Here is a 19,610-nt window from a genome sequence, read left to right as displayed (position 1 = left end):
CTCAGATGTTCTCCAGCTCGGACCACTCTTCTTCGGTCATCATCTTGTCCAGCTCGACCAGGATCAGCAGTTCGCCGTTCTTGTTGCACACACCCTGGATGAACTTGGCCGACTCTTCGTTGCCAACGTTCGGCGCGGTCTCGATCTCCGACTGGCGCAGGTAGACCACTTCAGCCACGCTGTCGACCAGGATGCCGACCACTTGCTTGTCGGCTTCGATGATCACGATACGGGTGTTGTCCGTTACCTCGGTAGGCATCAAGCCGAAGCGCTGGCGGGTGTCGATGACGGTCACCACGTTGCCGCGCAGGTTGATGATACCCAGCACATAGCTTGGCGCGCCCGGCACCGGAGCAATCTCGGTGTAGCGCAGTACTTCCTGCACCTGCATCACGTTGATGCCGTAGGACTCGTTGTCCAGACGGAAGGTTACCCATTGCAGGATTGGATCTTCGGAACCCTGTGCAGACGACTTTTTCATTCCCCTAGCCCTCAAAATCCGCCCATGGCGGTGTGTTCGCAGTTATTGGTGTTTGGCGTGCAGCTGCTTGACCGCGCCACTGGCGATCAGCTCGGCCAGTTCGGCGACGTCGAGCAGTGCACACATATGTTCGATGACCGTGCCGGCCAGCCACGGGCGCTGGCCACGCTGGCTGCGCCACTTGATCTCGGCCGGGTCCAGGCGCAGCGAGCGGCTGACCTGGTGCACGGCCAACCCCCATTCGTAGCCCTGCACGGAAATCACGTAATTCAGGCCCTGGCGGAAGTCGTCCCGGTAGCGGTCGGGCATCACCCAGCGCGCGGTGTCCAGCACCTTCAAATTGCCCGCCTGGCAGGTCAGGATGCCGAGGAACCAGTCCGGCTGGCCAAACAGCGGCGTCAGCTCCTGGCCTTCCAGGCTGTAGATCGAGCCCAGGCACACCAGGGGTACTGCCAGGGTCAAACCGGCGACGTCGAACAGCAGGCACTCGAACGGCTCGGCCGCCCACAGCGGACGGCCATCGGGCGTGGCTGGCGGGGCCGGCACGTTCGGCGCAGGCAGGTGCACCTCGACCAGCGGCGCGACCGGTTCGAGTGCCTGGACTTCGGTCAGCATCGGGATGCTGGCTTCGGCCACCACCTCGGCCTCGACCACAGCAACCACCGGTTCTTCGACCGGCAATACGGTGGGCAGCACTTTCAACAGCGGTTCAGCGAAGGGCCTGGGCACCTCGGCGTGCTGGCGGGCATCGCGGGCCTGCTCTTCACGCACAGCGTCGGCGAATTCATCGCCAGCCGTCGGTGCTGGTAAATCGAGAAGATCTTCGGCTTCGGTGGCCTCCTGCAGCAGGCCATCGAGGTAGGACTGCAGGGCCAACTGCGGCCGGCTGCCGGTCTTGATCGTCATGACGCCACCTGCACGGCAGTCTTGTAAGTGAGCAGGTGCTTGAGCAGTGCCCGGTAAGCGATCACCCCGCGGCTCTTGCCATCGAACTGCGAGGGCGTGACGCCGTTGCGGCTGGCATCACGCAGGCGCGTATCGACCGGGATATAGCCCTGCCACACCTGATGTTCATAGGTATCACGCAGCACCTTGAGCGTGCCCAGCGAGGCCTGGGTACGGCGGTCGAACAGGGTCGGCACGATCTGGTACGGCAAGGCTTGCTTGCGCGAGCGGTTGACCATGGCCAGGGTACCGATCATGCGCTCCAGACCTTTGACCGCAAGGAACTCGGTCTGCACCGGCACTACCAGCTGCTGGCTGGCAGCCAAGGCATTGACCATCAGCACACCCAGCAACGGCGGGCTGTCGATCAGGGCGAAGTCGAAGTCCTGCCACAGCTGCGCCAGACTCTTGGCGATCACCAGACCCAGGCCGCTCTGCCCTGGCGACTGGCGCTCCAGCACCGCCAATGCAGTGCTCGAAGGCAGCAGCGAGATACGCTCATGACTGGTGGGCAGCAACAGTTGCCCGGGCAAGCCTTCCGGCACCTGGCCCTTGTGCAGGAACAGGTCGTAGCAGCTGTGTTCCAGGGCATCGGGATTGTGCCCGAAATAGCTGGTCATCGAGCCGTGCGGGTCGAGGTCGACGACGACCACGCGCTTGCCCGCCTCGGCCAGCAGGCCGGCCAGGGCGATAGTGGTGGTGGTCTTGCCGACCCCGCCTTTTTGATTGGCTACTGCCCAGACTCTCATAGGACAACTCTGTCTCAATTATTAACGCCCCCCCTTGTGGGAGCGGGCTTGTCCCGCGAACACGGGTGTAGCCCGTGCCATCCACCGCATCGCCCCATTCGCGGGCGGTCCGACGTATCGGCAAGCCCGCTCCCACAACCAGGCACGACAGAGAATTGACTTAGTGACTGCTCCCCGTTGCCGGTGCACTTTGTGTGCCAGCCCGACGCAGCGCCGCGTCCGGGCTCGCATTGGCAGTGCCGGAACCTGTAAGGCTACGGCGCACTTCAAGGTTGCGGGATATCACCAGCACCACCCGGCGGTTGCGCGCGCGCCCTTCGGCGGTGTCGTTGCTGGCCAGCGGCTGATACTCACCGTAACCGACCGACGCCATGCGCGCCGGGTTGACCCCTTCCATCGCCAGCAGGCGGACGATGCTTGCCGCCCGCGCCGAAGACAGCTCCCAATTGGTCGGGTACTGCGCCGTGCGGATCGGCAGGTTGTCGGTGAAGCCTTCGACGTGCACCGGGTTGGCGAACGGTTTGAGGATGTTGGCCACCTTCTCGATGATGTCGAACGCCTTGTCACTGGGCATCGCATCGCCGCTACCAAACAGCAACGAAGAGTTGAGCTCGATTTCCACCCACAACTCGTTGCCGCGCACCGTCATCTGGTCGGACTTGATCAGGTCGCCAAAGGCATCGCGCACATCATCGCTGATGGCTTTCAGCGGGTCGACTCTGTTCTGCGCCAGGCCCGCGTCAGTCTGTTCGCTGTCCTTGATCAACGGCTCGGCCGGCTTGACGCTGAGCGGTTGCTCATCACCGATGGGGATCGGCCTCATGCTCCGCTCCGGGTCGTTGAACACCCCCAGCAATGCTTGCGAGACAACTTTGTACTTGCCCTCGTTGATCGAGGAAATCGAATACATGACCACGAAAAAAGCGAACAGCAAGGTGATGAAGTCGGCGTACGACACCAGCCAGCGTTCGTGATTCTCGTGTTCCTCGGTATGACGACGGCGACGCATGGGTTACTCCATGAAGCCTTGCAGCTTCAGCTCGATCGAGCGCGGGTTTTCACCTTCGGCAATCGACAACAGGCCTTCGAGCAGCATCTCGCGATAGCGCGACTGGCGCATGACGATGGCTTTGAGTTTGTTGGCGACCGGCAGCAGGATCAGGTTGGCGCTGGCAACGCCGTAGATGGTGGCGACGAACGCCACGGCGATGCCGTTGCCCAGCTGCGAAGGGTCGGCCAGGTTGCCCATTACATGGATCAGGCCCATCACCGCACCGATGATGCCAATGGTCGGCGCATAGCCGCCCATGCTTTCGAACACCTTGGCGGCCTGGATATCGCGGCCTTCCTGGGTCAGGAAGTCGACTTCGAGGATACTGCGGATGGCTTCGGGTTCAGCGCCGTCGACCAGCAGTTGCAGGCCCTTGCGCGCATACGGGTCGGGCTCGCCATCGGCCACGCCTTCCAGGCCCAGCAGGCCTTCCTTGCGCGCCGTCAGGCTCCAGTTCACCACCCGGTCGATACCACCGGCCAGGTCGACCCGTGGCGGGAAGATGATCCAGCGCGCAATCTGCATGGCACGCTTGAACGACGACAGCGGCGACTGCAGCAACGCCGCCGCCAGGGTGCCGCCGAGTACGATCAGCGCCGCCGGGCCGTTGAGCAACGCACCGACGTGACCGCCTTCGAGGAAGTTGCCGCCGATAATGGCGACGAAGGCCAGGATCAGGCCAATCAGGCTAAGGACATCCATCAGACGCAGGCCTCGACCAGGTGCTTGCCGATTTCATCCAGGCTGTACACCGCGTCGGCCAGGTTGGCCTTGACGATGGCCATGGGCATGCCATAGATCACGCAGCTGGCTTCATCCTGGGCCCACACGGTGCTGCCACCCTGCTTTAGCAGGCGCGCGCCTTCACGGCCATCGGCGCCCATGCCGGTGAGCACCACCGAAAGCACCTTGTCACCGTAGGATTTCGCCGCCGAGCCAAAAGTAATGTCCACGCACGGCTTGTAGTTCAGGCGCTCGTCACCGGGCAGGATCTTCACCGTGCCGCGGCCATCGATCATCATCTGCTTGCCACCGGGGGCCAACAGCGCCAGACCGGGGCGCAGCAGGTCGCCGTCTTCGGCTTCCTTCACGGTGATCTTGCAGAGCTTGTCGAGACGCTCGGCAAAGGCCTTGGTGAACGCCGCCGGCATGTGCTGGATCAGCACGATGGGCGCCGGGAAGCCTGCTGGCAGCTGAGTCAGCACGCGCTGCAGGGCCACCGGCCCACCGGTGGACGTACCTATGGCCACCAGCTTGTAAGGCTTGCGTTTGGGAGCCGGCGAATGTGCAGGCGCCGCTGCCGCGGTACGGGTGGGCACCGCCGTGCGCACCGGGGCGTGATTGGCGAGGCTACTGACCGGGGCAGGAGCGCTGCTGGTTGGCGCTGGCGCGGCGACCGGCGCAGGGCTTGCGTAGCCGCCAAAACGGCGGTTGCTGCGCGAAAGGGTATGCACCTTTTCGCAGAGCATCTGCTTGACCTTCTCCGGGTTGCGCGAGATGTCTTCGAAGTTCTTCGGCAGGTAATCCACCGCGCCGGCGTCCAAGGCATCGAGGGTCACCCGAGCGCCTTCGTGGGTCAGCGAGGAGAACATCAACACCGGCGTCGGGCAGCGCTGCATGATGTGCCGCACAGCGGTGATGCCATCCATCATGGGCATTTCGTAATCCATGGTGATGACATCGGGTTTGAGCGCCAGCGCCTGATCGATCGCCTCCCTGCCGTTGGTCGCGGTACCCACGACCTGGATCGTCGGGTCGGCCGAGAGGATTTCCGAGACGCGGCGGCGGAAGAAACCGGAATCATCCACCACCAGGACCTTGACTGCCATAAACACTCCATTAGGTGGCGCAGCCCACCAGGGCGCGCCACCGAAATCAAATACGCCGCGCCGCGTAACGCTTGAGCATGCTCGGTACGTCGAGGATCAGCGCAATGCGACCGTCGCCGGTGATGGTGGCGCCGGACATGCCTGGGGTGCCCTGCAGCATCTTGCCCAGCGGCTTGATCACCACCTCTTCCTGGCCCACCAGTTGGTCGACCACGAAGCCGATCCGCTGGGTACCGACCGAGAGAATCACCACATGGCCCTCGCGCTGCTCTTCGTGCACCTGGCCCTGGACCAGCCAGCGCTTGAGGTAGAACAGCGGCAGCGCCTTGTCGCGCACGATCACCACTTCCTGGCCGTCGACCACGTTGGTGCGCGACAGGTCGAGGTGGAAGATCTCGTTGACGTTGACCAGGGGGAAGGCGAACGCCTGGTTGCCCAGCATCACCATCAGCGTCGGCATGATCGCCAGGGTCAGCGGCACCTTGATGACGATCTTCGAACCCTGGCCCTTGGCCGAGTAGATATTGATCGAGCCATTGAGCTGGGAAATCTTGGTCTTCACCACGTCCATGCCGACACCACGGCCGGACACGTCGGAAATTTCCGTCTTGGTCGAGAAACCTGGGGCGAAGATCAGGTTGTAGCAGTCCGACTCGCTCAGGCGCTCGGCGGCGTCCTTGTCCATCAGGCCTTTTTCCACGGCCTTGGCGCGCAGGATGTTGGGGTCCATGCCCTTGCCGTCGTCAGAAATCGACAGCAGGATGTGGTCGCCTTCCTGTTCGGCCGACAGCACCACGCGACCGGTCCGCGCCTTGCCCGAGGCTTCACGCTCCTCGGGCATCTCGACGCCATGGTCGACGGCGTTACGCACCAAGTGCACCAACGGGTCGGCCAGGGCCTCGACCAGGTTCTTGTCGAGGTCGGTTTCTTCACCGACCAGCTCCAGGTTGATCTCTTTCTTGAGCTGGCGAGCCAGGTCGCGGACCAAGCGCGGAAAGCGGCCGAAGACTTTCTTGATCGGCTGCATGCGGGTTTTCATCACCGCGGTCTGCAGGTCGGCGGTGACCACGTCGAGGTTCGACACGGCCTTGGACATGGCCTCATCGCCGCTGTTCAGGCCCAGGCGCACCAGGCGGTTACGCACCAGCACCAGTTCGCCGACCATGTTCATGATCTCGTCCAGGCGCGCGGTGTCGACACGCACGGTGGTTTCCGCTTCGCTGACAGGCTTTTCGGCCGCTGGGGCACGGGCTGGCGCGGCAGGCTTGGCCGCAGCGGCGGGTGCCGGTGCCGGCTTGGCAGCGGGCTGGATTTGCGGCTTGGCGGCGACCGGTGCGGCAACGGCAGCCGGCGCTTCGGCGGAGACGGTATCGCCGGAGAACTTGCCTTTGCCATGCAGCTGATCCAGCAGCGCTTCAAACTCGTGCTCGCTGATTTCGTCGCCGGTGCCGGCAGCCGGTGCAGCGCTGGCCACAGCGGCCGTGGCAGCCGGCAGCGCATCGGCCTGGAAGCTGCCCTTGCCATGCAACTGATCCAGCAGCGACTCGAATTCTTCGTCGGTGATCTCGTCGCTGGCCGGCGCGCTGGCGGCAACGGCGACGGGCTCACTGGCCACGACATCAGCCGAGAACTGGCCCTTGCCGTGCAACTGGTCGAGCAACGATTCGAACTCGGCGTCGGTGATCTCGTCTGCGCCGCCGCCGCTCGAAGTCTCGCCGTGCAGTTGCTGTTCTGCAGCGGCAGCTTCAGCCTTGACCGCGTCGAGCGAATCGAGCAGCTGTTCGAATTCGGTATCGGTGATGTCCGCCTCGGCGGCAGGCTTAGGCGCAGCCTCGACCACCGCTGCCGGTGCTGGGGCGCTACCCGGCTCGGCCAGGCGCGACAACGCCGCCAGCAGCTCGGGCGTGGCCGGGGTCACTTCGCTGCGTTCGCGCACCTGGCCGAACATGCTGTTGACCGTGTCCAGCGCTTCGAGCACCACGTCCATCAGCTCCGCGTCGACTCGGCGCTCACCTTTGCGCAGGATGTCGAACACGTTCTCGGCGATATGGCAGCACTCCACCAGCTCGTTGAGCTGGAGGAAGCCGGCGCCCCCTTTTACAGTGTGGAAACCGCGAAAGATCGCATTGAGCAGGTCGGCATCGTCGGGCCGGCTTTCCAGCTCGACCAGTTGCTCGGACAGTTGCTCAAGAATTTCGCCGGCTTCTACCAGGAAATCCTGAAGGATTTCTTCATCGGCGCCGAAGCTCATTAAACGTGCTCCTCAAAAACCCAGGCTGGACAGCAGATCATCGACATCGTCCTGACCGGACACGACGTCTTCACGCTTATCGGCATGAATCTGCGGACCTTCACCCCGAGCCGGATATTTTTCTTCATCTTTTTCAGCACGTAGCTGCTGGTGGTCATGTTCGATACCGGCAAAACGGTCGACCTGACTGGCCATCAGCACAAGCTTGAGCAGATTGCTTTCGACTTCGGTCACCAGCGTGGTCACCCGCTTGATCACCTGCCCGGTCAGGTCCTGATAGTCCTGGGCCAGCAGAATGTCATTGAGGTGGCCAGACACCTTGCGGTTACCTTCGGCACTGTGCGTCAGGAAACTGTCGACGCGCTTGACCAAGTCACGGAATTCCGGCGCAGCAACTTCGCGGCGCATGAAGCGCTGCCAGTCGACACTCAGGTTCTGCGCCTCAGCCGCCAGCTCGTTGAGCACCGGCGTGCTCTCCTCGACCAGGTCCATGGTGCGGTTGGCGGCGCCTTCGGTGAGTTTGACCACATAGGACAAACGCTCGGTGGCGTCGGTGATCTGCGAGACCTCCTCGGCCTGCGGCATGCGCGGGTCGATCTGGAAGCTGACGATCGCGCTGTGCAGCTCACGGGTCAGCTTGCCGACTTCCTGGTACAGGCCCCGGTCGCGGGTCTGGTTGAGCTGATGGATCAGCTGCACCGCCTCGCCGAACTGCCCCTTCTCCAGGCTTTCGACCAACTCCTGGGCATGCTTCTTCAGGGTCGATTCGAACTCCCCCAAAGATGTTTGTGTTGATTCCATGGCGCCCCCTGAGCTGATTCAGCCGTTGACGCGTTCGAAGATCTTCTCGATCTTTTCTTTGAGTACCTGCGCGGTGAACGGCTTGACCACGTAGCCGTTGACCCCGGCCTGGGCCGCTTCGATGATCTGGTCGCGCTTGGCTTCGGCGGTCACCATCAGCACCGGCATACCCTTCAGGCGCTCGTGCGCACGCACCTTGCGCAGCAGGTCGATACCGGACATGCCCGGCATGTTCCAGTCGGTCACCAGGAAGTCGTAATGGCCGCTTTCGAGCATCGGCAGCGCCGTGGTGCCGTCGTCGGCTTCGTCGGTGTTGGTGAAGCCCAGATCACGCAGCAGGTTCTTGATGATCCGCCGCATCGTCGAAAAGTCGTCAACGATGAGGATTTTCATGTCTTTGTTCAATTAGACCTCCAAGCAGTCTCTAACACGCTCGGCCCCGAGCGCGCATTCAATCAATTCGGTACAACGTGAAAACGACTGCAACGACCCCGAGCTCAACGCGCCCGCCATTCCCCGAGGCGGCTGCGCAGGCGTGCAGCGCACTGGCTGTGCAGCTGGCTGACACGCGATTCGCTGACCCCCAGCACCTCACCGATTTCCTTGAGGTTCAGTTCTTCGTCGTAGTACAGCGCCAGGACCAGCCGCTCACGCTCCGGCAGGTTGGCGATGGCATCGGTCAGTGCAGCCTGGAAGCGCTCGTCCTCCAGGTCGCGCGACGGCTCGACCTGGCCACTGGCGCCATCCTCGTGCAGCCCTTCGTGCTCGCCGTCCTGCAACAGGTCGTCGAAACTGAACAGGCGGCTGCCCAGGGTATCGTTCAAAATCCCGTAGTAATCATCGAGACTCAATTGAAGTTCGGCAGCAACTTCATGATCTTTAGCGTCGCGGCCGGTTCTGGCTTCAACGGCGCGCATCGCGTCGCTGACCATGCGGGTGTTGCGGTGCACCGAACGTGGCGCCCAGTCGCCCTTGCGCACCTCGTCGAGCATGGCGCCGCGGATGCGGATGCCGGCGTAGGTTTCAAAGCTCGCGCCCTTGCTGGCGTCGTACTTGTTGGCGACTTCCAGCAGGCCGATCATGCCGGCCTGGATCAGGTCTTCGACCTGCACGTTGGCCGGCAGGCGCGCCAGCAGGTGGTAGGCAATGCGCTTGACCAGCGGGGCGTAGCGTTCGATCAGTTCGTACTGGGCGTCCTTGGACGCCTTGCTGTACATCTTGAAACCGCTTGCACTCATAGCACTGGCCCTGCACTGGTGGGCTGTACCAGGCGCTCGACGAAGAACTCCAGGTGCCCGCGCGGGTTGGCTGGCAACGGCCAGCTGTCGACCTTCTGCGCAATGGCCTTGAACGCCAGCGCGCATTTGGAGCGCGGGAAGGCCTCGTAGACCGCCCGCTGCTTTTGCACTGCCTTGCGCACACACTCGTCGTACGGCACGGCGCCGACGTATTGCAGGGCGACATCGAGGAAGCGGTCGGTGACCTTGGTCAGCTTGGCGAACAGATTGCGACCTTCCTGCGGGCTCTGCGCCATGTTGGCCAACACGCGGAAACGGTTCATCCCGTAGTCGCGGTTGAGCAGTTTGATCAGCGCGTAGGCGTCAGTGATCGAAGTGGGTTCGTCGCACACCACCAGCAGCACCTCCTGCGCCGCGCGGACGAAGCTGACTACTGAGTCACCAATACCCGCAGCGGTGTCGATCACCAGCACGTCGAGGTTGTCGCCGATCTCGCTGAAGGCCTGGATTAGCCCGGCATGTTGGGCCGGCGCCAGGTGCACCATGCTCTGGGTGCCGGAGGCCGCCGGCACGATGCGTACACCGCCGGGCCCCTGCAGCAGCACGTCGCGCAGCTCGCAGCGCCCTTCAATGACATCGGCCAGGGTGCGTTTCGGGGTCAGGCCCAGCAACACGTCGACATTGGCCAGGCCCAGGTCGGCGTCCAGCAGCATGACCCGGCGGCCGAGCTCGGCCAGTGCCAGGGACAGGTTCACTGAAACGTTAGTCTTGCCGACGCCACCTTTGCCACCGGTTACGGCGATCACCTGTACGGGATGCATGCTACCCATGTTCGTTGTTTACCTTGTCTCGCTTGGACCCAAGCCACACGAGGGGCGATGCAGCAGCCCCCTTGGTGTAGGTATTTTGCACACGCTTCATCAACCCGCTCGCCGTGGGTTGTGATAGAGATCAGCGAACATGTCGGCCATGGCCTCTTCGCTGGGCTCGTCCTGCAACTGCACATTCACGGCTCGAGTCACCAGTTGGTGCGCCCGCGGCAAGTGCAGGTCGTCAGGAATGCGCGGGCCATCGGTGAGGTAGGCCACGGGCAGTTCATGACTGATGGCCAGGCTCAGCACATCGCCGAGGCTCGCCGTTTCATCGAGTTTGGTCAAGATGCAACCGGCCAGGCCGCAGCGCTTGTAGCTGTGGTAGGCGGCGGTCAGCACCTGCTTCTGGCTGGTGGTGGCCAGCACCAGGTAATTCTGTGAGGCGATGCCGCGGCTGGCCAGGCTTTCCAGCTGCATGCGCAGGGCCGGGTCGCTGGCCTGCAGGCCGGCGGTGTCGATCAGTACTACGCGCTTGCGCAGCAGCGGCTCCAGCGCCTGGGCCAGCGACTGTCCCGGGTCGACATAGGTCACCGGCACGTTGAGGATGCGCCCCAGGGTCTTGAGCTGTTCCTGGGCACCGATGCGGAAGCTGTCCATGCTCACCAAGGCCAGGTTCTGCGGGCCATACTTGAGTACATAGCGCGCGGCGAGCTTGGCCAGGGTGGTGGTCTTGCCCATGCCGGCGGGGCCGACCATGGCGATCACACCGCCCTCTTCGATCGGCTCGACCTCGGGCACCTCGATCATCCGCGCCAGGTGCGCCAGCAACATGCGCCAGGCATGGCGCGGCTCTTCGATTTCCTGGGTGAGTTCGAGCAGTTCGCGGGCAATCGGGCCGGACAGGCCAATGCGCTGCAAACGGCGCCAGAGGTTGGCCTGGGCCGGCTTGCTGCCCTGCAGCTGGTTCCAGGCCAACGAGCCGAGCTGCACTTCCAGCAGTTCGCGCAGGCCAGACAGTTCCGAGCGCATGGCATCGAACAACCGAGGGTCGACCGGCGCGGGAGCGGCCGGGGCAGCTGCGGCTGGCGTCTCCACGTGCGGCTCGATCAACGGCTCCGATGCGGTCAGCGACTGGCCGGCGAACAACTGGCGGCTGCCCTCGCTGGCGTCGCTGCGGTTGTCCAGCTCGGCCTGGGCGGTGGCGATGCGCGTGTGGGTCTTGCGCAGCTCTTCTTCGAGCTCGGCATTAGGCACGCGCGGGGCCAGCGCGGACAGCTTGTAGTCCAGCGCGGCCGTCAGTTCGACACCACCAGCGATGCGGCGGTTACCGATGATGGCGGCGTCGGAGCCCAGCTCATCACGAACCAGCTTCATGGCCTGGCGCATATCGGCGGCGAAAAAACGCTTAACTTGCATAACCCACTACCTCAGCCGTTGGGGCCCACGGTGGCAACGATGGTGACTTGCTTGTTATCCGGTATTTCCTGATACGCCAGAACATGCAAATTCGGTACAGCCAGGCGGCCGAAGCGCGACAGCATGGCACGGATCGGGCCCGCGACCAGGAGAATGGCCGGTTGGCCTTGCATCTCTTGGCGCTGAGCCGCTTCGATCAACGAGCGCTGCAGCTTTTCGGCCATGCTTGGTTCCAGAAGAACACCATCTTCCTGACCCTGCCCGGCCCTTTGCAGACTATTGAGCAAGATCTGTTCCAACCTTGGCTCAAGAGTGATCACAGGCAGCTCGGACTCAACGCCGACAATGCTTTGCACGATGGCACGACACAATCCGACGCGCACTGCCGCGACCAACGCGGCGGTATCTTGACTCTTGCTGGCATTGTTGGCGATCGCCTCGGCAATACTGCGGATGTCACGCACCGGCACTTGCTCGGCGAGCAATGCTTGCAGGACCTTCAGCAGCCCCGACAAGGAAATGACACCCGGTACCAGTTCTTCTGCAAGTTTAGGCGAAGCCTTGCCCAGCACCTGCAGCAATTGCTGGACCTCTTCATGGCCAATCAGCTCATGGCAATGCTTCTGCAAAATCTGATTGAGGTGGGTGGCCACCACGGTACTGGCGTCGACCACGGTATAGCCCAGCGACTGCGCCTGGGCGCGCTGGGCGATGTCGACCCACACTGCCTCCAGGCCGAAAGCCGGATCGCGGGCTGCAATGCCGTTGAGGGTGCCGAATACCTGGCCCGGGTTGATCGCCAGCTCGCGGTCCGGATAGATCTCGGCCTCGGCCAGGATCACGCCCATGAGCGTCAGGCGGTAGGCGCTGGGCTGCAGGTCGAGGTTGTCGCGGATATGCACGGTGGGCATGAGGAAGCCCAGGTCCTGGGAGAGCTTCTTGCGCACCCCCTTGATCCTCGCCAGCAACTGGCCGCCCTGGTTGCGGTCGACCAGCGGGATCAGCCGATAGCCGACTTCCAGGCCAATCATGTCGATCGGCGTCACGTCGTCCCAGCCCAGCTCCTTGGTTTCCATTGCGCGCTGCGGCGAGGGCAGCAAGTCCTGCTGGCGCTGCGCCTCCTGCAGTGCGACGACCTTGGCGTTCTGCTGCTTCTTCCACACCAGGTAAGCACCACCGGCAGCCAGCAGGCCGAGGCTGAGGAAGGCGACGTGGGGCATGCCCGGCACCAGGCCCATGACGATCATCAAGCCCGCCGACACCCCCAGCGCCTTCGGCGAATCGAACATCTGCCGGTTGATCAGCTTACCCATGTCCTCGGAGCCTGAGGCACGGGTGACCATGATCGCGGCAGCAGTGGACAGCAGCAGTGATGGCAATTGCGCCACCAAACCGTCACCGATGGTCAACAGGGCGTAGACCTTGCCGGCATCGCTGAACGACATATTGTGCTGCAGCATGCCGATGAGCATGCCGCCGATCAGGTTGATGAACAGGATCAACAGGCCGGCAATGGCGTCACCGCGTACGAATTTGCTGGCACCGTCCATCGAACCGTAGAACTCGGCCTCCTGGGCCACCTCGGCGCGACGCGCCTTGGCCTGGGCCTGATCGATCAGGCCAGCGTTGAGGTCGGCGTCGATGGCCATCTGCTTGCCGGGCATGGCGTCGAGGGTGAAACGCGCGCTGACCTCGGAAATCCGCCCGGCGCCCTTGGTCACTACGACGAAGTTGATGATCATGAGGATGGCGAACACCACCGCACCGACGACATAGTTGCCGCCGATCACCACTTCACCGAAGGCCTGGATCACCTTACCCGCAGCGCCGTGGCCCTCTTGGCCATGGAGCATGACCACGCGTGTGGAGGCGACGTTCAGCGCCAGCCGCAGCAAAGTCGCGACCAGCAGAATGGTGGGAAACGCGGCGAAGTCGAGCGGGCGCAGGGCGTACACACAGACCAGCAGGACCACGATCGACAGGGCGATGTTGAAGGTGAAGAACACATCGAGCAGGAACGGCGGTATCGGCAACATCATCATTGCCAACATGATAAGCAGCAACAGCGGCACACCCAGGTTGCCCCGGCCGAGGCCTGCCAGGTTGTGGCGTGCGTTGCTGATTAACTGAGTGCGATCCACCGGGTGTCCTCTTCAAGCAAAACTTTGACGCCCAAGAGGCGCTTGGGCGTGGCTTTGCAAGAAGCTTTCCAACTTTGGGTTTTGTGCGCTCAGCACTGGCCTCTTCGCGGGCAAGCCCGCTCCCACAGGGACTGCACAAAGCTCAAGAACTGTGATGCACCTGTGGGAGCGGGCTTGCCCGCGAAGGGGCCAGAAGCGACAACATCAAATCAACTGTCGCGGCGCAAATCCGGTGGAATTGGCAGGTCTTCCTTCAAAGGCTCAGGCCGCTTGCCCTTGCCCGCCCGGTACTGGCGGATCTGGAACACATACGCCAGCACCTGCGCCACCGCCAGATAAAGCCCCGCCGGGATTTCCTGCTCAAGCTCGGTGGAGTAATAGATCGCCCGCGCCAGCGCCGGCGATTCAAGAATCTGCACCTTGTGCTCCACGCCGATCTCACGAATCTTCAAGGCGATAAAGTCTGTACCCTTGGCCAACAGCAACGGCGCCACCCCGCCCTTCTCAGGGTCATACTGCAACGCCACCGCATAATGCGTCGGGTTGGTGATGATCACGTCCGCCTCAGGCACTGCCGCCATCATGCGCCGCTGCGATGCCTCGCGCTGCAGCTGGCGTATACGTTGCTTGACCTCGGGCTTGCCTTCGCTGTCCTTGTATTCATCCTTGACCTCCTGCTTGGTCATCTTCAGCTTCTGGTGCGTCTGATACAGCTGGAACGGCACATCCGCCGCCGCGATGATCAACAGCCCGGCAGCCATCCACAATGCACTCCAACCCACCACCTGCACGCTGTGGATGATCGCCTGCTCAAGCGGTTCATTGGCGATCGCCAACAATGCCTGGCGATCATTGCTAAGCACCACCAGCGCCACGATCAAGATCATGAAGAACTTGGCCATCGCCTTCAGCAACTCGGTCAGCGAGTTCATGGAGAACATACGCTTGACCCCCGACAACGGGTTCATGCGGCTGAATTTGGGCGCCAGCAGGCTGCCAGAGAAAATGAACCCACCCAGGGCGATGGGCGAGATCAAGGCAATGATGAACAACAGCACCAAGATCGGCTGTACCGCCCAGATGGCCATCTTGCCCGAGGCCAGCAGAAACATGCCCATTGAGCGCTCATCGGTAAGCACCTCGCGCGTCAGCGAAAAATTTACCCGCATCAAGGTCATCAAGGTTTCTGCCAGGTTGCCACCGAAGGCCAGCAGTGCACCGGCACCCCCCAGTGTCGACGCAACGGTATTCAGTTCCTTGGAGCGGGCGATCTCACCTTTCTTGCGCGCGTCGGTCTTGCGCTTGTCGGTGGGGTCTTCCGTCTTGTCCTGGCCGCTCTCGCTCTCTGCCATGCTCAGCGCGCCCTGGCCAGTTCACGCAGCCATTGCAGCGCTTCGCTGGCCAATGCCTGGTAGTGGGAAAGAATGTCGGCCAGGCCGACCCAGAAAATACCGATGCCCAGCACCAGCGTCAGCGGGAAGCCGATCGAAAAGATGTTCAGCTGCGGCGCGGCACGGGTCATCACGCCAAAGGCGATGTTGACCACCAGCAGTGCGGCGATCGCCGGCAGGATCAGCAGCAGCCCGGCACCGAACACCCAACTCAGGCGCCCGGCCATCTCCCAGAAGTGGTTGACCACCAGCGCATGGCCTACCGGCAAGGTGGTGAAGCTCTCGGTCAGCACCTCGAACACCACCAGGTGGCCATTCATCACCAGGAACAACACGCTCACCAGCATGGTCATGAATTGGCTGACCACTGCCACGTTGACGCCGTTCGCCGGATCCACCATCGAGGCGAAGGCCATGCCCATCTGTATCGCGACGATCTGTCCGGCAATGACGAACGCCTGGAACAGCAACTGCAGCGAGAAACCGAACAACGCGCCGACGATGATCTGCTCACCGCACAGCAGCAGGCCGCGCAGGCTCAAAGGATCGAATTCAGGCAAGGGTGGCAGTGCCGGCACGATCACCACGGTGATCGCCACCGCCGCATACAGGCGCACGCGCGCCGGCAACATGCGGGTACCGAAGATTGGCATGGTCATCAGCACTGCAGTCACCCGGAACAGCGGCAGCAGGAACGTGGCGACCCAAGTGCCTATTTGCGCGTCGGTCAGCTCCAGCATGGCCGCTTCAACCGATCAGCTGCGGGATGCTGGTGTACAGGCCGATGAAGTACTCCATGAACTTCTGCGTCAGCCACGGCCCGGCCACGATCAGCGTGACCAGCATCACCAGCAGGCGCGGCAGGAAGCTCAGGGTCTGTTCGTTGATCTGCGTGGCCGCCTGGAACATCGCCACTACCAAGCCGATCAACAGGCTCGGCACCACCAGGATGGCGACCATCAGCGTGGTCAGCCAGAGGGCATCACGGAACAGGTCGACGGCAACTTCAGGTGTCATGCAAGGCTCTCCTTGGCGGCGTCAGACGCCGCCGAAACTGCCGGCCAGCGTACCCATGATCAACGCCCAGCCATCGACCAGAACGAACAGCATGATCTTGAACGGCAGCGAAATGATCAGCGGCGACAGCATCATCATGCCCATGGCCATCAGCACACTGGCGACCACCATGTCGATGATCAGAAACGGGATGAAGATCATGAAGCCGATCTGGAACGCGGTCTTCAGCTCGGAGGTGACGAACGCCGGCACCAGAATCGTCAGCGGCACCTGCTCGGGCCCGGCGATATCAGTGCGCTTGGACAGGCGCATGAACAGGTCGAGGTCGCTCTGCCGGGTCTGCGCCAGCATGAAGTCCTTGAGCGGCCCCTGGGCCTTGTCGATGGCCTGCTGGGCGGTCATCTGCTCCTTCAGGTACGGCTGCACCGCATCCTGGTTCACCCGATCGAACACCGGCGCCATGATGAACAGGGTCAGGAACAGCGCCATGCCGGTCAACACCTGATTCGACGGCGTCTGCTGCAGGCCCAGGGCCTGGCGCAGGATCGAGAAGACGATGATGATGCGGGTGAAGCTGGTCATCAGGATGACGAACGCTGGAATGAAGCTCAGCGCCGTCATGATCATCAGGATCTGCAGGCTGACCGAATACTCCTGCTGCCCGTCCGGGCCGTTGGACAGGGTAATGGCCGGGATCGACAGCGGGTCGGCGGCAAAGGCCAGCGGTGCGGCCATCAGCAACGCCAGGGTCAGTACGATGCGCAGCGCACCACTCATCACTTCTTGTCCTTCTGATCCTTGCCCATCAGCTCCATCAGCCGCTGGGCGAATTCCGGCGTCGCCTGGCGGGCGCTGGCGGGCACTTCCACGGGGTCGGCCATGACGTGCAAGGCCTCGATGCTGCCAGGGGTATGGCCGATGAGGATCTGCTCCTTGCCGACCTGCACCAGCAACAGCCGGTCACGTGGGCCAAGGGCGCGGCTGCCGACGATCTCGATCACCTGGCCGCCCTTGGGCGCGGCCCCCTGCATGCGCCGCAGCAGCCATGCCAGGAAGAAAATCAGGCCCACTACCAGCAGCAAGCCCAAGACCATCTGCGCCAGCTGCCCACCCAGGCTGCCGGGCGCGGTAGCCGGTGGCGTGACCGGCACGGCCGGGGCGGCAGCGGCGATCACCGCTTCGCTGGCAAGCAGCGTGGCCAGGGCCGTGACGGCCCGCATCGCACCCTTCACTCAGCGCAGCTTCTTGATACGTTCGCTGGGGCTGATCACGTCGGTCAGGCGGATGCCGAACTTCTCGTTGACCACCACCACTTCGCCGTGGGCGATCAGCGTGCCGTTGACCAGCACATCGAGCGGCTCACCGGCCAGGCGGTCGAGCTCGATCACCGAGCCCTGGTTGAGCTGCAGCAGGTTGCGAATGTTGATCTCGGTGCTACCCACTTCCATGGAGATGTTCACCGGGATGTCCAGGATCACGTCCAGGTTCGGGCCTTCCAGGCTGACGTTTTCCTTTGGCTTCGGGGAGCTTGCGAACTCCTCCATCGGCAGCCGGCCAGCGCCAGCGCTGCCACTGTCGCCGCCCAGCAGCGCATCGATATCCGCCTGGCCGGCATCACCGGTTTCTTCCAGTGCTGCGGCCCACTCATCGGCCAGGGCCTGGTCTTCCGGGGAGGTGATCTCGTTTTCGTTAGCCATGATGTCCTCGACAGGCATTCAATTCGTAGTGAGCGACCGGCACGCCGTCAGCGGCGTTCGATCGGGTCAATGATCTGCAGGGCCAGGTTGCCCTTGTGCGACCCGAGGGTTGCCTTGAACGACGGCACGCCGTTGGCGCGCACCACCAGGTGCTCGGGCAGCTCCACCGGGATCACGTCGCCAGGCTGCATGTGCAGCACATCGCGCAGCTTCAGCTGGCGGCGGGCGACCGTGGCGCTCAGTGGCACGGAGACATCCAGCACGTCCTCGCGCAGGGCCTTGACCCAGCGCTCGTCCTGGTCGTCCAGGTCGGACTGGAAACCGGCATCGAGCATTTCGCGCACCGGCTCGATCATCGAGTACGGCATGGTCACGTGCAGGTCGCCGCCGCCACCGTCCAGTTCGATATGGAAGGTCGACACCACCACCGCTTCGCTCGGCCCGACGATGTTGGCCATGGCCGGGTTGACTTCGGAGTTCATGTACTCGAAGTTGACCGGCATGATCGCCTGCCAGGCTTCCTTGAGGTCGACAAAGCATTGGTCCAGCACCATGCGCACCACACGCAGCTCGGTCGGGGTGAACTCGCGGCCTTCGATCTTGGCGTGACGGCCGTCACCGCCGAAGAAATTGTCCACCAGCTTGAACACCAGCTTGGCGTCGAGGATGAACAGCGACGTACCGCGCAGCGGCTTGATCTTGACCAGGTTGAGGCTGGTCGGCACGTACAGCGAGTGCACGTACTCGCCGAACTTCATCACCTGCACCCCGCCGACTGCCACATCCGCCGAGCGGCGTAGCAGGTTGAACATGCTGATGCGGGTATAGCGGGCGAAGCGCTCGTTGATCATCTCCAGGGTCGGCATGCGACCGCGCACGATCCGATCCTGGCTGGTCAGGTCATAGCTCTTGATGCTCCCGGGCTCGGCAGCGCTCTCGGTCTGTACCAGCCCATCATCGACGCCGTGCAACAGGGCATCGATCTCATCCTGGGACAGCAGGTCCTGTACGGCCATTGCGGACTCCTACTGCAATACGAAATTGGTGAACAGCAGCTGGTCGACTACCGGCTTGCCGACTTCCTTCTGCGCCACTTCCTGTACCACCGCGGTGGCTTTCTGGCGCAGCATCTCCTGGCCCACCGGGCTGCCGGCCAAGGTGTCGAAGCCTTGACCGGAGAACATCATCACCAGGTTGTTGCGGATCACCGGCATGTGCACCTTGAGGGCATCCAGGTCGACCTGGTTGCGGCCCTGCAAAGTGATGCTCACCTGCATGTAGCGCTGGCGACCGTTCTGGTTGAAGTTGACCACGAACGCCGGGGCCAGGGGCTCGTATATCGCCGCTGGTTTGACGTTGGCTGCGGCCGGGTCGGCTGCAGGGGCTGGCTCGCTCTTGTGCATGAAGAACCAGGTAGCGCCCACCGACAGGCCGACCGCCAGCAACAGGGCCAGCACCAGCAGCAGGATCAGCTTGAGTTTGCCTTTAGTGGCGGGGTCTTTCACTGCGTCGCTCTTCGCCATGCCAATAATCCGTCGTCCATCGGGGTTTCAAAGGAGGATGACGTGGCTTGAGCAAGTGTTATGCCAGAACTGGTTTTTGCCTGTGCCGGCCTCTTCGCGGGGCAAGGCCCGCTCCCACAGGATTGCCACTGTATTCGAGTCAGTAGAGTACCTGTGGGAGCGGGCTCGCCCCGGGTACAAACCGAAGACATCGTTTACATTTCAAACCGGGGACATTGTTTACAGGCTAATACGCATGATCAGGAGGTATTTGATCATGCCCTGGAAC

21 protein-coding genes are annotated in these 19,610 nt (G+C 62.8%); all 21 read right to left on the bottom strand.

All coding sequences use genetic code 11. The annotated features are described in order from the left end of the window. Position 1: 1 nt before the first annotated feature. On the bottom strand, positions 2-481 hold the full coding sequence (locus tag ACZ6YA_RS00105; RefSeq protein WP_003254393.1) for a chemotaxis protein CheW: 480 nt from the start codon (positions 479-481) through the stop codon (positions 2-4). Positions 482-523: 42 nt separating this feature from the next. After that, positions 524-1,387: a CheW domain-containing protein gene (locus ACZ6YA_RS00100; protein ID WP_465894665.1), complete on the bottom strand. Its 864-nt coding sequence runs from the start codon at positions 1,385-1,387 to the stop codon at positions 524-526. Continuing rightward, complete coding sequence (locus tag ACZ6YA_RS00095) at positions 1,384-2,175, bottom strand: ParA family protein (RefSeq protein WP_465894664.1); 792 nt, start codon at positions 2,173-2,175, stop codon at positions 1,384-1,386. Before ACZ6YA_RS00095 ends, ACZ6YA_RS00100 begins: the two co-directional genes overlap by 4 nt. A gap of 160 nt (positions 2,176-2,335) precedes the next feature. Further along, positions 2,336-3,184: a flagellar motor protein MotD gene (gene motD / locus ACZ6YA_RS00090; protein ID WP_465894663.1), complete on the bottom strand. Its 849-nt coding sequence runs from the start codon at positions 3,182-3,184 to the stop codon at positions 2,336-2,338. Positions 3,185-3,187: 3 nt separating this feature from the next. Beyond that, a complete protein-coding gene (locus ACZ6YA_RS00085; RefSeq protein WP_465894661.1) occupies positions 3,188-3,928 on the bottom strand; it encodes a flagellar motor protein in 741 nt (246 codons plus the stop codon). Next, positions 3,928-5,055 carry a protein-glutamate methylesterase/protein-glutamine glutaminase gene (locus ACZ6YA_RS00080; protein ID WP_465894660.1) on the bottom strand — a complete coding sequence of 376 codons (1,128 nt, stop codon included), beginning with the start codon at positions 5,053-5,055 and terminating at the stop codon, positions 3,928-3,930. Before ACZ6YA_RS00080 ends, ACZ6YA_RS00085 begins: the two co-directional genes overlap by 1 nt. A 46-nt stretch (positions 5,056-5,101) precedes the next feature. After that, positions 5,102-7,306 carry a chemotaxis protein CheA gene (locus ACZ6YA_RS00075; RefSeq protein WP_465894659.1) on the bottom strand — a complete coding sequence of 735 codons (2,205 nt, stop codon included), beginning with the start codon at positions 7,304-7,306 and terminating at the stop codon, positions 5,102-5,104. 12 nt (positions 7,307-7,318) lie between these two features. Beyond that, the gene (locus ACZ6YA_RS00070; RefSeq protein ID WP_465894658.1) at positions 7,319-8,107 is read right to left on the bottom strand and encodes a protein phosphatase CheZ; all 789 of its coding nucleotides are present in this window, start codon (positions 8,105-8,107) and stop codon (positions 7,319-7,321) included. Positions 8,108-8,125: 18 nt separating this feature from the next. Then, the gene (locus tag ACZ6YA_RS00065; RefSeq protein WP_133328372.1) at positions 8,126-8,500 is read right to left on the bottom strand and encodes a chemotaxis response regulator CheY; all 375 of its coding nucleotides are present in this window, start codon (positions 8,498-8,500) and stop codon (positions 8,126-8,128) included. A gap of 104 nt (positions 8,501-8,604) precedes the next feature. Continuing rightward, on the bottom strand, positions 8,605-9,345 hold the full coding sequence (fliA, locus tag ACZ6YA_RS00060; RefSeq protein ID WP_387527675.1) for an RNA polymerase sigma factor FliA: 741 nt from the start codon (positions 9,343-9,345) through the stop codon (positions 8,605-8,607). After that, complete coding sequence (fleN, locus tag ACZ6YA_RS00055) at positions 9,342-10,175, bottom strand: flagellar synthesis regulator FleN (protein ID WP_016393812.1); 834 nt, start codon at positions 10,173-10,175, stop codon at positions 9,342-9,344. Before fleN ends, fliA begins: the two co-directional genes overlap by 4 nt. Positions 10,176-10,265: 90 nt before the next feature. After that, positions 10,266-11,573 carry a flagellar biosynthesis protein FlhF gene (gene flhF / locus ACZ6YA_RS00050; RefSeq protein WP_465894657.1) on the bottom strand — a complete coding sequence of 436 codons (1,308 nt, stop codon included), beginning with the start codon at positions 11,571-11,573 and terminating at the stop codon, positions 10,266-10,268. A gap of 11 nt (positions 11,574-11,584) precedes the next feature. Beyond that, positions 11,585-13,714 carry a flagellar biosynthesis protein FlhA gene (gene flhA / locus ACZ6YA_RS00045; protein WP_465894656.1) on the bottom strand — a complete coding sequence of 710 codons (2,130 nt, stop codon included), beginning with the start codon at positions 13,712-13,714 and terminating at the stop codon, positions 11,585-11,587. A gap of 209 nt (positions 13,715-13,923) precedes the next feature. Continuing rightward, positions 13,924-15,066 (bottom strand): flagellar biosynthesis protein FlhB, encoded by a 1,143-nt coding sequence (gene flhB / locus ACZ6YA_RS00040; protein WP_465894655.1) that lies wholly within the window; start codon positions 15,064-15,066, stop codon positions 13,924-13,926. A 2-nt stretch (positions 15,067-15,068) separates the two neighbouring features. Further along, positions 15,069-15,845, bottom strand: coding sequence for a flagellar biosynthetic protein FliR (gene fliR / locus ACZ6YA_RS00035; protein ID WP_465894654.1), 777 nt, complete (start codon positions 15,843-15,845; stop codon positions 15,069-15,071). Positions 15,846-15,852: 7 nt separating this feature from the next. Next, the gene (fliQ, locus tag ACZ6YA_RS00030) at positions 15,853-16,122 is read right to left on the bottom strand and encodes a flagellar biosynthesis protein FliQ (protein ID WP_465894653.1); all 270 of its coding nucleotides are present in this window, start codon (positions 16,120-16,122) and stop codon (positions 15,853-15,855) included. 21 nt (positions 16,123-16,143) lie between these two features. After that, positions 16,144-16,899, bottom strand: a complete 756-nt coding sequence (gene fliP / locus ACZ6YA_RS00025; protein ID WP_465894652.1) for a flagellar type III secretion system pore protein FliP — start codon at positions 16,897-16,899, stop codon at positions 16,144-16,146. After that, positions 16,899-17,342, bottom strand: coding sequence for a flagellar biosynthetic protein FliO (gene fliO, locus ACZ6YA_RS00020; protein WP_465894651.1), 444 nt, complete (start codon positions 17,340-17,342; stop codon positions 16,899-16,901). Before fliO ends, fliP begins: the two co-directional genes overlap by 1 nt. 12 nt (positions 17,343-17,354) lie before the next feature. After that, on the bottom strand, positions 17,355-17,819 hold the full coding sequence (fliN, locus tag ACZ6YA_RS00015; RefSeq protein WP_400795111.1) for a flagellar motor switch protein FliN: 465 nt from the start codon (positions 17,817-17,819) through the stop codon (positions 17,355-17,357). 47 nt (positions 17,820-17,866) lie between these two features. Next, positions 17,867-18,835 (bottom strand): flagellar motor switch protein FliM, encoded by a 969-nt coding sequence (gene fliM / locus ACZ6YA_RS00010; RefSeq protein WP_465894650.1) that lies wholly within the window; start codon positions 18,833-18,835, stop codon positions 17,867-17,869. A gap of 9 nt (positions 18,836-18,844) precedes the next feature. Then, entirely contained in the window at positions 18,845-19,342 is a 498-nt protein-coding gene (fliL, locus tag ACZ6YA_RS00005; RefSeq protein ID WP_465894649.1) for a flagellar basal body-associated protein FliL, read from the bottom strand. Between the last annotated feature and the right edge of the window lie 268 nt (positions 19,343-19,610).

This window comes from Pseudomonas sp. NPDC090752 (assembly GCF_055584805.1).
Note: the sequence above shows the minus strand (reverse complement) of the source record. Positions and strands in the feature narration are given on the sequence as shown.